The following is a 12,208-nucleotide window of genomic DNA, read 5'->3' on the forward strand; positions in this document are numbered from 1 at the left end:
CTGGTCCGCGCCTGGTTATTCCAGGTCATAGACGCGGTCAGGATCGCGCTCAAGGATGCGGTCGCGCATCTCAAGCTTGAGGACCTCCAGATGCGCCAGTTCGGCGGCAGTTTTGTCCGGCTTGGCAGTTAGTTCAATGAACTCATCCGCCACGATGCCGTCATCCCGGAGCACGCAGGTCACAGAGGCCTCCGGGGTGCTCAGCTCGAAGACGTAACGGGCCAGGGTGTTGCCCCGCTCGGGGCGGGCCAGTTCAGGAAGCACCGTGTAGCGCTCCCCGGTCACCGCTCGGGTGACGAGCTCGAAAGCATCCCGGGCACCGGGCCCTCCGAACGGGGTGCGCACGCGGATATCGCGGCGCTCGACCCTGCCGTTTCCACTGCGGGCTGCGAGCTCCGGCAACGCCCGTCCCAGTGCAGCGAAGGCATGCGCCACTCCTCCGGGAAAGCCCGGGCCGTGGTACTTCATGCAGTCCGCGAAGGTGAAGTCCAGCTGCACCCCGTCCTCCCACACGGTGAGGGTGCGGGTGGGGTTGGGGATCGGTGTCGGTTCGGGGCGTTCGGGAGTTGGGTGGTTGGCCATTCTGCCGCCTCGTTCTCATTAATGGGGTAACTGTTGAGCGCCATCAATTCTATCGAGTCAGCAATGATGGTCTCCGACATTGATGCAGGCCGGCGCCGGCCAGGCTAGCCTCCCGATCCATCAGGACCGGATCACTGTTGTCTGGTTCGCCGCCGTCGGGCACGATGTACCCCCCTATCTGAACAGGAGAGAAGCATGCCCACCAAAATCACCTTCGTCATCGACAACCCCGGTGATCCCGAAGCCTTCGAGTCCGCGTACATAGGCATCAAAGACAGTGCCAAGCAACTGCCGAAGCTGCGCCGGTATGAGGCAGGGAAGGTCTGGCCCAAGGAAAACGGCTCTCCCACTCCGGCCCACCGGACCCTGGACCTTTATTTCGACAGCTACGACGACGCCTCAGCCGCCGTGACGACCACGGCGGCTGCCGATCTGTTCGATCAGTTGACTGCCACGGGAACAACGTTCAAGGCACTGTTTTCCGACATCGAAGAAAGCTAAAGCGGGGCGCCGGGGCTGGGAGCGGACCGGCGCCGGCCTAGGCTGCGGTGTCCTTGATGACGGTGTAGGAAGCGACGGCGTTAGGTGCCTGCATGCCCGGAGCCTGGTCATCGGAGTGCGAGGCCTTGAAGGAATCCGATTTCAGCCACGCGAAGAAGTCTTCCTTGGAGTCGAATTCCATGGTGGACAGGTAGGTGTTGCTCTTACCCTCGGGACGCATGAGCGTGCTGCGGCCCAGACCGGGAACGCCCTCAAGATGGACCATGCTGTCGATGAAGGCCTTCTCAAAGGCCTCAGCCATTTCCGGGCCGACTTCCAGGGTGTTGACCACTACGTACATGGGTGTCCTTCCAATAGTTCCGCGGACAAGGGAATCCTGTCTGCCGGCAATATTATACCGACATGGTGTCGGGAACTTATGCATGTTCAGTCGGAGCTTTTTCGAAGTGCGGCACTAAGTCGCGCCGCCTGCAGAGTCAGGTGCTCGCGCTCGGCCAGGTTAGGTGCGGCCAGTGCGGCTTCTGCGTAGAGCCGGGCGGCCGTCCCGAAGTCGCCGTCGCGCTCGTGCAGGTAGGCCAGCGCGGCGGTGTGCCGGGGGAGTGCATGATCCACGTCCGCCAGCGCGGCCAGCCCGGCGCGTGCTCCGTCCGCCTCCCCGACGGCGACGGCACGGTTCAACCGGGAGACCGGGCTGCCCGTGAGCCGGACGAGTTCGTCGTACCAGGAGACGATCTGCGGCCAGTCGGTCTCTGCTGCCGTCTGGGTGTCCGCGTGCAGGGCGGCGACGGCAGCCTGCGCCTGGTATTCGCCCAGCCGGTCCCGGGCCAGCGCCCGCTGCAGGATCGCTACCCCTTCGGAGATCAGGTCGGTGTCCCAGCGGGCGCGGTCCTGCTCAGCCAGCGGCACCAGCCGCCCGCCGTCGTCAGTCCTCGCCGGGCGGCGGGCGTGATGAAGGAGCATCAGCGCCAGCAGGCCGTGGACCTCGGGATGGTCGATGCCAGCTGTCAGCTGGCGGGTGAGCCGGATGGCTTCGGCGGCCAAGTCGACGTCGCCGGAGTAGCCCTCGTTGAACACCAGGTACAGCGCGCGCAGCACGGTGGCCACGTTGCCGGGAGTCTTGAACTCGGTCGTATCCACCCCAACGCCGGCGAGGGTCCGTTTGGCCCGGCCGATCCGCTGCGCCATGGTCGCCTCGCCCACCAGGTAAGCGGCAGCAATCTGCCGGGTGGTCAACCCGCCCACGGCGCGCAGGGTCAGCGCCACGGCCGAGGACGGGGACAAAGACGGGTGGGCGCAGAGGAAGTACAGCGCCAGCGTGTCGTCCGTGGAGCCGGCGGCGCCTGGCGGCGGCTCGGCGTCGAGCTTCAGCTCACGACGACGGCGGGAGGACTCGGAGCGCGTCACGTCCAGGAACTTCCGCCACGCGGCGGTGACCAGCCAGGCCTTTGGATCCCGCGGCTGGCTGTCCGGCCAGGTGCGAAGGGCTTCAAGCAAGGCGTCCTGCACCGCGTCCTCGGCCGCCGCGAAGTCGGCTCCGCGGCGGACGAGGATGGCGATGACCTGCGGCGTGAGGACCCTGATCAGTCCCTCATCCACGCTGTCGGGCTGCATGGTAGAACTATTCCGTGATGGTGATGGGCGAGCCCAGGAACGGCCGCAGTTCGATCCATTCCTGCAGCGGCTTCCCGCCGGCTGCCGGGGCTGCGGACAGTTCCCCGGCGAGTTCAACGGCGCGGTCATAGTCGTCCACATCGATCACCATCCAGCCGGCGATCAAATCCTTAGTTTCCGCGAACGGGCCGTCGGTTACCGGGGGCCGGCCCTCGCCGTCGTACCGCACGAAGGTGCCCTCGGGTGCGACGGCCTGCCCGTCGATGTACTCGCCGTTGGCCTGCAACCGATCGGCGAAGTCCTGCATGAACTGCATATGGGCTGAGACTTCCTCGGGCGTCCACTGGTCCATCGGCACGTCATTCAGGGGTGTCGGCGCGCCGCGGTAATGCTTGAGCAACAGATATTTGGCCATGACGGTCTCCTTGGTCTTTGGCGACACCGGGTCGCCAACAACACAGCCATTGTGGCTGTGTTCATTACCGGGACGGAATAGGGAAAGGAATCTCGACAGAATCCCGGCACGCGCTGCGGGAAGGGGCGGCGGAGAGCTTGCCGATTTGTCGTTTCCACGGTGGCCGTAACGATCATGCAGGAAACCGCGTCCGCCAACTGCAAGGCACAATCCAGCACGCTGACCATGACTGGTTATCCTGTGGGTGCCGTCGTCGGTCCGTGGATCACGGGACTGCCGGTGGTTGCCGGGATCGCTCATTCGTTCGGTTTCGACGTCAGGGTCTCGGGAGAGTGCCCAGAAACGCCACGGTATCCTCGGCAATCTTTTCCGGACATTCCCACAAAAGCAGGTGGGCCGCGACACCGTAGGCCAGGCTACGCCGTGCCGGCAGTAAACGCTCCCTGACGCCAACAACAACTGTGTGTCCCCGTCACACCCCGCCCCACGATTCCGTCACATACCGTGCCACCGCGTACCCTTGTCACTGTGAAAACCTTCGAAGACCTCTTTGCCGAGCTGAGCAAGAAAGTTCAGGACCGCCCCGCCGGGTCACGCACCGTGGCCGAATTCGAGTCGGGCGTGCATGGCATCGGTAAGAAGGTTGTTGAGGAGGCCGCCGAAGTATGGATGGCCGCCGAATACGAATCTGATGCCGAATGCGCCGAAGAAATCTCTCAGCTGCTCTACCACCTCCAGGTCCTGATGCTCGCCAAAGGCCTGACCCTGCAGGACGTTTACAAGCATCTCTAGCCGCGCGCTGACCTCAGTCAGTGTGTGGCCCGCCGGTCGAATTACTCCCTTTAGCAGCGACAAAACTTCCAGCGAAAGATGCAACCCATGCTCCGTGTAGCCGTACCCAACAAGGGTGCCCTGTCCGAATCCGCCTCCGCCATGCTCAACGAGGCGGGCTACCGCCAGCGCCGCGATACCCGCGAACTGGTCATGGTGGACCCGGACAACGACGTCGAATTCTTCTTCCTCCGCCCCCGCGACATTGCCGTGTACGTGGGTGCCGGAACGCTCGACGTCGGCCTCACCGGCCGCGACCTCTTCCTCGACGCCCAGGTGGATGCCGAGGAACTGATGAGCCTCGGCTTCGGCGCCTCCACCTTCCGCTTCGCCGGCCCGGTGGGGGACTTCACCACCATTGATCAGCTCGAAGGCAAGCGCGTGGCCACCAGCTACGACGGCCTGCTGCGCGCCTACCTGGCCGAACGCGGCATCACCGCCTCCGTGGTCCGGCTCGACGGCGCCGTGGAATCCTCCGTGCGCCTCGGCGTCGCGGACGCCATTGCCGACGTCGTCGAAACCGGCACCACCCTCCGCGCCGCCGGCATGGAAATCTTCGGCGAGCCCATCCTGAAGTCCGAGGCCGTGCTGATCGGCCGCAAGGATGCCGAGCACCCGGCCGGCCTGGACGTGCTGATCCGCCGCCTGCGCGGTGTCCTGGTGGCCCGGCAGTACGTGATGATGGACTACGACGTGCGCCGCGAGCTCCTCGACGAAGCCGCCGCCCGCACCCCCGGCCTGGAATCGCCCACCGTTTCCCCGCTGCAGGACTCCGGCTGGGTCGCCGTGCGCTCCATGGTCAAGCGCACCGACACCAACCGGATCATGGACGAGCTGTACGACATCGGCGCCCGCGCCATCCTCGTCAGCACCATCCACGCCTGCCGGATCTAGGGGAGCGCGCCATGAGTGTTGCCATCCGTGTCATCCCCTGCCTGGACGTCGACGCCGGCCGCGTGGTCAAGGGCATCAACTTCGAGGGCCTGCGCGACGCCGGGGATCCGGTGGAACTCGCACACCGGTATGACAAAGCCGGGGCCGACGAGCTGACATTCCTGGATGTCACCGCGTCCTCGGGCAACCGGGACAACGTGTTCGACGTCGTCTCCCGGACAGCGGAGGAAGTGTTCATTCCGCTGACGGTCGGCGGGGGAGTGCGCGGCATCGCGGACGTGGATAAGCTGCTGCGCTCCGGCGCGGACAAGGCCTCCATCAACTCCGCCGCCGTCGCCCGCCCGGATGTCATCGACGAAATCACCCGCCACTTCGGTTCGCAGGTGCTGGTGCTTTCCGTGGACGCGCGGCGCACGCACGACGGCGCCACGCCGTCGGGCTTTGAAATCACCACGCACGGCGGCCGCCGGGGCACCGGGATCGACGCCGTCGCCTGGGCCCGCGAAGCAGCCGACCGGGGTGTGGGGGAGATTCTGCTGAATTCCATCGACGCCGACGGCACCCGCGAAGGCTTCGACATCGAAATGATTCGGGCTGTGCGCGCCGCGGTGAAGGTTCCGCTGATCGCCTCCGGGGGCGCCGGCAAGCCTGAGCATTTCCCGGCCGCCGTCATCGCCGGGGCGGATGCCGTCCTGGCCGCCTCGGTGTTCCACTTCGGACCCGACCACGCCATCGCCGACGTTAAACAGGCCATTCGCGAGGCCGGGTTCCCGGTCCGCTAGGACGCTCACGCTAAGAAGCGTCCCCGGCAGCTAGGGTGGCAGCATGGGGATATATACACGCTCAAGCGTGCTGAGCGCGGGCTCTGCAGTGCTGGTGCTGGCAGGCGCAATGGTATGCGCCCTGCCAGCCCTGTGGCTCGGGATGAATCTTGGGTATTACCCCAGCCGGATGGTGTGCACGCCGGAAACCGGTTACGGCTCCGGCTGCTACGAGGGGGAAATGGAGATTGCATTCGTGATCTTCTCCTTTGTGTGGCTGCCCTGTGCCGGCGTCTCGTTGTATGCGACTCTCCGATTCCGGCAGGTCGGCACGTGGGTTCAGCGATGGTGGCCGTTTTTGGCCTTCTCAGTCGTGACGGTCCTCATCGTCGCCGCCGGCATGATTTCTGCGCTCAACGATCCCTACGCATATTTCTAATCCGGCTCCTTTGGGCGCTCACTTTCGGCTTGGGCAGAGGTAGCAGCGCAGCTGCCGGGTGCAGCGGAAATAAACGGAGTCACAGTCGACTTGTGTCTTAAGTGCCCTACGGCACTGTTCCCCCAAAGCATGGAGAAATATGACTACCGCACGCGCTTACGCTGCCACCTCGCCCACCGATGATCTGGTTCCCACCACCATTGAACGGCGCGACGTCGGTGCCCACGACGTCCTGATCGACATTGCCTACGCCGGTGTCTGCCATTCCGACATCCACACCGTCCGCGGCGAGTGGGGACCCATCAAGTATCCGCAGGTGGTGGGCCACGAAATCGTGGGCACTGTCGCCGAGGTCGGCTCCGACGTTACCCGCCACAAAGTCGGCGACCGCGTTGGCGTTGGCTGCATGGTCAACTCCTGCCGCGAGTGCGAGAACTGCAAGGCCGGAATGGAGAACTACTGCCTCAAGGGCAACACCGGAACCTACACCGCCGTGGACCGCGACGGAACCATCACCCAGGGCGGGTATTCCACGTCCATCGTCGTCGTTGAGGACTTCGTCCTGAGCGTACCCGAAAGCATCCCGTACGAGGCAGCAGCTCCGCTCCTGTGCGCCGGCATCACCACCTACTCGCCCCTGGCACACTGGAACGCCGGCCCGGGCAAGAAGGTGGCAGTGGTCGGCATGGGCGGACTCGGCCACATGGCCGTCAAGATTGCCGCCGCCATGGGCGCTGAGGTGACCGTACTGTCGCAGTCGCTGAACAAGCAGGATGACGGCCTGCGGTTCGGTGCCGAGCACTATTACGCGACGAGCGATGCGGGCACCTTCGAGAAGCTGGCCAACACGTTTGACCTGATCATCAACACTGTCAGCGCTCCGGTGGACATGCAGCAGTACCTGTCCCTGCTCCGCCTGGACGGCACGATCGTCAACGTTGGCGCCCCGCCCGAGCCGCTGCCGGTCTCCGTGTTCGCCCTGATGGGAAACCGCCGCTCCTTTGCTTCTTCGGGCATCGGCAGTATCGGTGAGACCCAGGAAATGCTGGACTTCTGCGCCGAGCACAACATTGCTCCGGAGATTGAACTGATCGACGCCGCGGAGATCAACACCGCCTACGAGCGCGTGCTGAAGTCCGACGTCCGGTACCGCTTCGTCATTGACGCGGCAACCATCTAGTTTGGCTCCGGCTCTGCTGGTCTGGCTATAACAGCGCGAAGGGCGCCCCACCGATCCGGTGGGGCGCCCTTTTGCCGTGGCCGTTCAGCTGGCGGTTTGGCGGTTCTGCAAAGGGGAGCCAGTTCGTCCAGTGTGTTGGCAGTGACAGATCCGTCGCGTTCACCACGGGTGATGTCCTGGTGGTATCTCCGGCCGTCACCGGCGAGCAGGGCAACCCGCTGCAGCGAAGGCGCCGGCAGGGCATACGGTCTCAAAGCTGCCCGTCAGGTACGGTGAAAGCCGAATAGCAGCCGGCAGTTGAGCAACGGGGGGGAATGAGCGGCATAAAAGCCCAGAGGAATGGGACAGGCGTTTCACCGCCCGACAACTCCTCAGTGCATCCGTCCGGGAAGTCGCCGGAGCGATTGCGGAAAGACCGCATTTGGCTGTGGACCTGGTTTCCCGCAATCCTTCTGACGACTTCAATGATTTGGGTCGGCCCGTGGGTCATTACGATCTCCGATAAGAGCCACCACGTGACGATCGACTGCACCGTGACGGATGCGGTAGCGGAAAAGTCATCCGGAAGTGCTCGTGGTTCCTCTCAGCGCCATCGGGTGATCATCCAGACCGCGGACTGCGGGGAGCTGTTGTTGCAGGAGGGTATTAGTGAATCAAACCGTGATGCCGTGGCAGCAGAGCTAATGGATGGGGAAAAGTTCTCGTTTGAGGTTGGCGGGGCGTCGCTGAAACTGCGGTGGGCCAAACTGATACCTCCGGTTTGGTCATACCAGAAGTTTGGGTGACTTGTCGGGGCCGCATCAACCCTGCAAGACCCCACGTCTGTAGGGAGGCAGGCGTTAGAGCCCGCCCACGGCGGGGGCGATCTTGACGCCCATGTGGCCCAGCCCGCCCAAGCCCCACGGCAGCACCACCAAGGAGGCTCTGGTCCCTCTGCGGTGACGGTGCCGGCAAGGCGCCGCAGCCTACGGGAAACGACACGCAGGGATGCTTTCCTGCGCGCCGTCGATTGGGGGTGCGCGGTAATCTGCGGGGCATGACTTACGACATCTTGGCCTTTGACCCGGACAGCGTGACGGACGAGGACTTCTCCGCCTGGTGGAACAAACAATCAGAATGGTCCGAGGATCATTCCTACGACGACGCAGCCGTGACAACGCCATCCTTGAGGGAGTTCTACGGCGAGCTTATTCAAACGTTTCCCCCGATGAACGGACCCGGCTCCCCGACGGATGAAGAATTTGACGCGGATCCCGAGCTGGAGGTCCGGGTGACCGATTACTCCATCGGGACAACCGTGGTTTACGGGGCCTTCGCCTGGAGCCAGGAATCCACGGCCAGGCCCCTCTTCACGTCTCTGGCGGCAAAGCACGGCGTCGCCGTCGCTCTGGTCAGCGACGGCGACGCGATCCTTCGCCCGCCCGGCGAAAGCTCCGGGAGCTGACGGCACAGACGAGCACGTGAGTGTCCGTGCCGTGAAGGCACCGGTAACGCTGTCTCGCCTGAGGCAAAGTCGACGCTAGATCCCGATATCGGCGCTTTCCAGAAGCGCGACGGCGTCCGGCTGGCCCTCAAACATCACCAGTGCCTGCTTGGTGCGGCCGTGGGCGTGCATCAGCAGCTCACACGGCTCACCGATGATCGCCACGGACACCGGAGCGCGCTTGGCAACGTGCCGCGGTCCGTCCGGGCGGACCAGCACAATGCCGAGGTCCACCCCGCGGTACAGCAGAGCGGCACGCTTGATCAGTTCCGCCCACAGCGCATCCGAATAGCCGGCGTCCAATGCGCGCGGCGCCCAGCGGTCTCCCGCGCGGCGCACGTCTTCGGTGTGGACGAAGTACTCGACGAGGTTGGCGCTGTTGTCCACGGCTTTCAGATGCATGGGGGACAGACGCGGGGGACCGGCGCGGAAGGCACGGACCAGCTTGGCGTATCCCTCGGTGGTGGAGGCCTTGGCTGCCGTTTCCTCCATGGCCCTGTCCGTCTTAGCGGCGAAGGGTTTCAGGAAAAACCCCAGAGCAGCGGCGGGCTTGTGCTCCCGTAAATACAGGTGAGCGGCCAGGTCTTTCGTTAGCCAGCCTTCGCACAAAGTGGGCGCTTGAGGACCGGCCGCAAGCAACGTTTCGGCCAGGACTTCACGGGAGGGTTGTACGTATCGCATCACTGCTGAAACTAGCACGTTCAGCGCTTTTTGGCGCGGGCGACGGGCCCGGAGAGTGAGCTGCGTCCAAACACACTAGAATCGATACGATGTCTCCTCAAAACTCTTCCTCCGATTTCCCGCCGGCACCCGGCCTGGACCCCGCGGTCAGCGCCGCCCTGAAGCGCGATGACGCGGGCTTGGTGGCAGCCGTCGTCCAGCAGTATGACACCGGCGAGGTTCTGATGCTCGGCTGGATGAATGACGAAGCGCTGCACCGTACCCTGACGACGGGCCGGGTGACCTTTTGGTCCCGCTCACGGCAGGAATACTGGCGCAAGGGCGATAGCTCCGGGCATGTCCAGTGGGTCAAATCCGTGGCCCTGGACTGCGACGGCGATGCCCTCCTGGTCCGCGTGGACCAGGTGGGGGCCGCGTGCCACACCGGAACGCACACCTGCTTTGACGGCCGGGAGCTCCCCGTTCTGGCCGCGACCGACGCCGCCAGCTGACCCGGAAAGAAACCAGACACATGCAGGATCTTGGAGTTATCCGTCCCGGCCTCGAGGAATTCCGGGCCCTGGCCGCTGAACACCGCGTGGTTCCGGTGCACCTGAGCGTGCTGGCCGACGCCCACACACCCATCGGCATCTACCGCAAGCTCACCGCGGGCGCGCCGGGAACCTTCCTGATGGAATCCGCTGCCGCCGGCGGCGTCTGGTCCCGCTACTCCTTTATAGGCGCCTCCTCCCGCGCCACCCTGGCCACCCACGACGGCGAAACCCACTGGCTCGGCGAGCCGCCGGCCGGGGTACCGCTGGACGGAAACCCGGTGGAAGCCGTGGCCCGCACCATCGAACTGCTGCAGACCGAACGGCTGGACGGCGTGCCGCCCTTCACCTCCGGACTGGTCGGTTTTGTCGGCTGGGAAACCGTCCGGCACTGGGAGAAACTGCCCAACCCTCCCGTTGATGACCTGGACCTGCCGGAACTGGCCATGAACCTGGTTTCGGACATGGCCATCCACGACAACTCCAACGGCACCGTGATGCTGGTGGCCAACGCCATCAACATGGACGGCTCCGACGAGCGGGTGGACGAAGCCTGGCATGACGCCGTGGCCCGGGTGAACTCCATGCTGCAGCGGTTGGCCGAACCCACTCCGCAGCCGGTCTCGGTGCTGCACGGCGGCACTGTGGACACCTCTACCCTCACCGACGGCGTCAAGGAATCCTGGCCCAAACCCGAATACACCAAAGCGGTTCAACGGGGTAAGGAAGCCATCGTGGACGGCGAAGTGTTCCAGGTGGTCATTTCCCGCCGCTTCGAACTGGAGTGCGCCTCGGACCCGTTGGACGTGTACCGGGTGCTGCGCAACACCAACCCCAGCCCGTACATGTATCTGTTCAACTTCGAGGACTCCCGCGGCAACCCGTTCGCCGTCGTCGGCTCCTCACCGGAGGCACTGGTAACCGTGACGGGCAGCGAAGTGATCACGCACCCCATCGCCGGCTCCCGGCCGCGCGGCAAGGGAACCGATGCGGACCGTGCCCTTGCCGAGGAACTGCTGGCGGATGAGAAGGAACGCGCCGAACACCTCATGCTGGTGGACCTGGCCCGCAACGACCTCTCCAAGGTGTGCATTCCCGGCAGCGTGGACGTCACCCAGTTCATGGAGGTGGAGCGCTTCAGCCACATCATGCACCTGGTGTCCACCGTCGTCGGAGAACTCGCACCGCAGCGCAGCGCCTACGACGTCCTGGCCGCAACCTTCCCCGCCGGAACCCTCTCGGGTGCACCCAAGCCCCGCGCCCTGCGCCTGCTGGATGAGCTGGAACCGCACCGCCGCGGCATTTACGGCGGCGTGGTCGGTTATCTGGATTTCGCCGGCGACATGGACATGGCGATTGCCATCCGCTCCGCGCTGCTGCGGAACGGCAAAGCCTTTGTCCAGGCCGGCGGCGGCATTGTGGCGGACTCCGATCTGGAAGCCGAAGCCCAGGAAACCGTCAACAAGGCAGCCGCACCGCTGCGCGCAGCACTGATCGCCCGGAGCCTGGAAACCGTCGCCGCACCCCCACTTTTCTCCACCCCCCAATCCGCAGAGCAGGAAGTACCGCAGTGAGCACACCCACCAAACGGTGGCAGCGCAAGGGAACCGTCATCATGGCGGCGGTGCTCTTCGGCATCGCAGCCTTTGCCACCACCACGCGCACCTGGCTGAACGTTCAACTGCCCGCAACCGCCGTCCAGACCCCGGACCTGGCCGTTTCAGGATCCGATGCCGCCACCGCGGTGACGGCCTTCGCCGTCGTCGCCATTACGGCAGGCCTGGCAGCCTCGATTGCCGGGTCCGTGGCCCGCTGGATTGTCAGCGTGATCCTGGTGGTCTCGGGCATCGGTGTGGCTGCCGCCAGCTGGACCGTCATCAGCGATCCCGCCCAGGGAGCCGCCGGAGCCATCGGACAGGCGATCGGTGTCAGCGGAGCAGCCGGCACCGTGGTTACGCTCACGGGCATGCCGTGGGCGGCATTGGTATCCGGTGTCCTGATAGCGCTCACCGGCGTTTGGCTGGCTGTCGCCAGCCGCAGCTGGAAGTCCTCGCGCCGGTACGCACCGGCCCCGGCGGCCGGCACAGCGCCGTCCGCCGCCCCCGGAGCGGAAAGCATGACGCCGGGAGCCGGTTCGCCCGACGCCGGCAACAACGGCGAGGGTCCCGAGCCGGTTGATGACATCGACAGCTGGGACCGGCTGACGCGCGGGGATGACCCCACCAACTACCGCTGACCGCACCTACCCGATCCACCGTTCCGAACTCCGGGCCCGGAGGCGGAACCACCGAAGCGCCGCA

Annotated in this window: 15 protein-coding genes; 10 read left to right on the plus strand and 5 right to left on the minus strand. The window is 65.1% G+C overall.

The annotated features are described in order from the left end of the window. Positions 1-15: 15 nt before the first annotated feature. Positions 16-582 (minus strand): hypothetical protein, encoded by a 567-nt coding sequence (locus KG104_RS07890; RefSeq protein ID WP_207346656.1) that lies wholly within the window; start codon positions 580-582, stop codon positions 16-18. A 195-nt stretch (positions 583-777) separates the two neighbouring features. On the opposite strand from KG104_RS07890, the gene KG104_RS07895 reads away from it, so the two are divergent. Further along, the gene (locus KG104_RS07895; protein ID WP_104054521.1) at positions 778-1,083 is read left to right on the plus strand and encodes an EthD domain-containing protein; all 306 of its coding nucleotides are present in this window, start codon (positions 778-780) and stop codon (positions 1,081-1,083) included. Positions 1,084-1,120: 37 nt separating this feature from the next. On the opposite strand, the gene KG104_RS07900 is transcribed toward KG104_RS07895, so the two are convergent. From KG104_RS07900 to KG104_RS07910, 3 genes are all read right to left on the minus strand, one after another. Next, positions 1,121-1,423: an antibiotic biosynthesis monooxygenase family protein gene (locus KG104_RS07900; protein ID WP_104054520.1), complete on the minus strand. Its 303-nt coding sequence runs from the start codon at positions 1,421-1,423 to the stop codon at positions 1,121-1,123. A gap of 86 nt (positions 1,424-1,509) precedes the next feature. Then, on the minus strand, positions 1,510-2,694 hold the full coding sequence (locus KG104_RS07905; protein ID WP_207346657.1) for an RNA polymerase sigma factor: 1,185 nt from the start codon (positions 2,692-2,694) through the stop codon (positions 1,510-1,512). Positions 2,695-2,701: 7 nt separating this feature from the next. Continuing rightward, a complete protein-coding gene (locus KG104_RS07910; RefSeq protein ID WP_207346658.1) occupies positions 2,702-3,109 on the minus strand; it encodes a YciI family protein in 408 nt (135 codons plus the stop codon). Between the two features lie 528 nt (positions 3,110-3,637). On the opposite strand from KG104_RS07910, the gene KG104_RS07915 reads away from it, so the two are divergent. The 6 genes from KG104_RS07915 to KG104_RS07940 all read left to right on the plus strand — a co-directional run bounded on the left by KG104_RS07915 (position 3,638) and on the right by KG104_RS07940 (position 8,658). Further along, positions 3,638-3,901 carry a phosphoribosyl-ATP diphosphatase gene (locus KG104_RS07915; RefSeq protein WP_104054518.1) on the plus strand — a complete coding sequence of 88 codons (264 nt, stop codon included), beginning with the start codon at positions 3,638-3,640 and terminating at the stop codon, positions 3,899-3,901. A gap of 87 nt (positions 3,902-3,988) precedes the next feature. After that, a complete protein-coding gene (gene hisG, locus KG104_RS07920) occupies positions 3,989-4,834 on the plus strand; it encodes an ATP phosphoribosyltransferase (protein ID WP_104160874.1) in 846 nt (281 codons plus the stop codon). Between the two features lie 11 nt (positions 4,835-4,845). Then, a complete protein-coding gene (gene hisF / locus KG104_RS07925; RefSeq protein ID WP_104103226.1) occupies positions 4,846-5,616 on the plus strand; it encodes an imidazole glycerol phosphate synthase subunit HisF in 771 nt (256 codons plus the stop codon). A gap of 43 nt (positions 5,617-5,659) precedes the next feature. After that, positions 5,660-6,034 carry a hypothetical protein gene (locus tag KG104_RS07930; RefSeq protein WP_146068484.1) on the plus strand — a complete coding sequence of 125 codons (375 nt, stop codon included), beginning with the start codon at positions 5,660-5,662 and terminating at the stop codon, positions 6,032-6,034. A 139-nt stretch (positions 6,035-6,173) separates the two neighbouring features. Next, a complete protein-coding gene (locus KG104_RS07935) occupies positions 6,174-7,214 on the plus strand; it encodes an NAD(P)-dependent alcohol dehydrogenase (RefSeq protein ID WP_104160876.1) in 1,041 nt (346 codons plus the stop codon). A 1,036-nt stretch (positions 7,215-8,250) separates the two neighbouring features. Continuing rightward, positions 8,251-8,658 (plus strand): hypothetical protein, encoded by a 408-nt coding sequence (locus KG104_RS07940; RefSeq protein WP_207346659.1) that lies wholly within the window; start codon positions 8,251-8,253, stop codon positions 8,656-8,658. 75 nt (positions 8,659-8,733) lie between these two features. Here KG104_RS07940 and KG104_RS07945 read toward each other — a convergent pair whose 3' ends face one another. Further along, entirely contained in the window at positions 8,734-9,378 is a 645-nt protein-coding gene (locus KG104_RS07945) for a TIGR03085 family metal-binding protein (RefSeq protein ID WP_104054513.1), read from the minus strand. A gap of 89 nt (positions 9,379-9,467) precedes the next feature. Here KG104_RS07945 and hisI point away from each other — a divergent pair, with 89 nt between their 5' ends. Genes hisI through KG104_RS07960 form a run of 3 tightly spaced genes read left to right on the plus strand, consistent with a single transcriptional unit; the run spans position 9,468 to position 12,144 of the window. Beyond that, positions 9,468-9,869, plus strand: a complete 402-nt coding sequence (gene hisI / locus KG104_RS07950; RefSeq protein ID WP_207346660.1) for a phosphoribosyl-AMP cyclohydrolase — start codon at positions 9,468-9,470, stop codon at positions 9,867-9,869. 20 nt (positions 9,870-9,889) lie between these two features. Beyond that, positions 9,890-11,482, plus strand: coding sequence for an anthranilate synthase component I (locus KG104_RS07955; RefSeq protein WP_207346661.1), 1,593 nt, complete (start codon positions 9,890-9,892; stop codon positions 11,480-11,482). Continuing rightward, complete coding sequence (locus KG104_RS07960; RefSeq protein ID WP_237688695.1) at positions 11,479-12,144, plus strand: Trp biosynthesis-associated membrane protein; 666 nt, start codon at positions 11,479-11,481, stop codon at positions 12,142-12,144. The genes KG104_RS07955 and KG104_RS07960 overlap by 4 nt, the downstream gene beginning before the upstream one ends. Positions 12,145-12,208 lie beyond the last annotated feature (64 nt).

The sequence above is a fragment of the Arthrobacter sunyaminii genome (genome assembly GCF_018866305.1).
Lineage (GTDB): Bacteria > Actinomycetota > Actinomycetes > Actinomycetales > Micrococcaceae > Arthrobacter_B > Arthrobacter_B sunyaminii.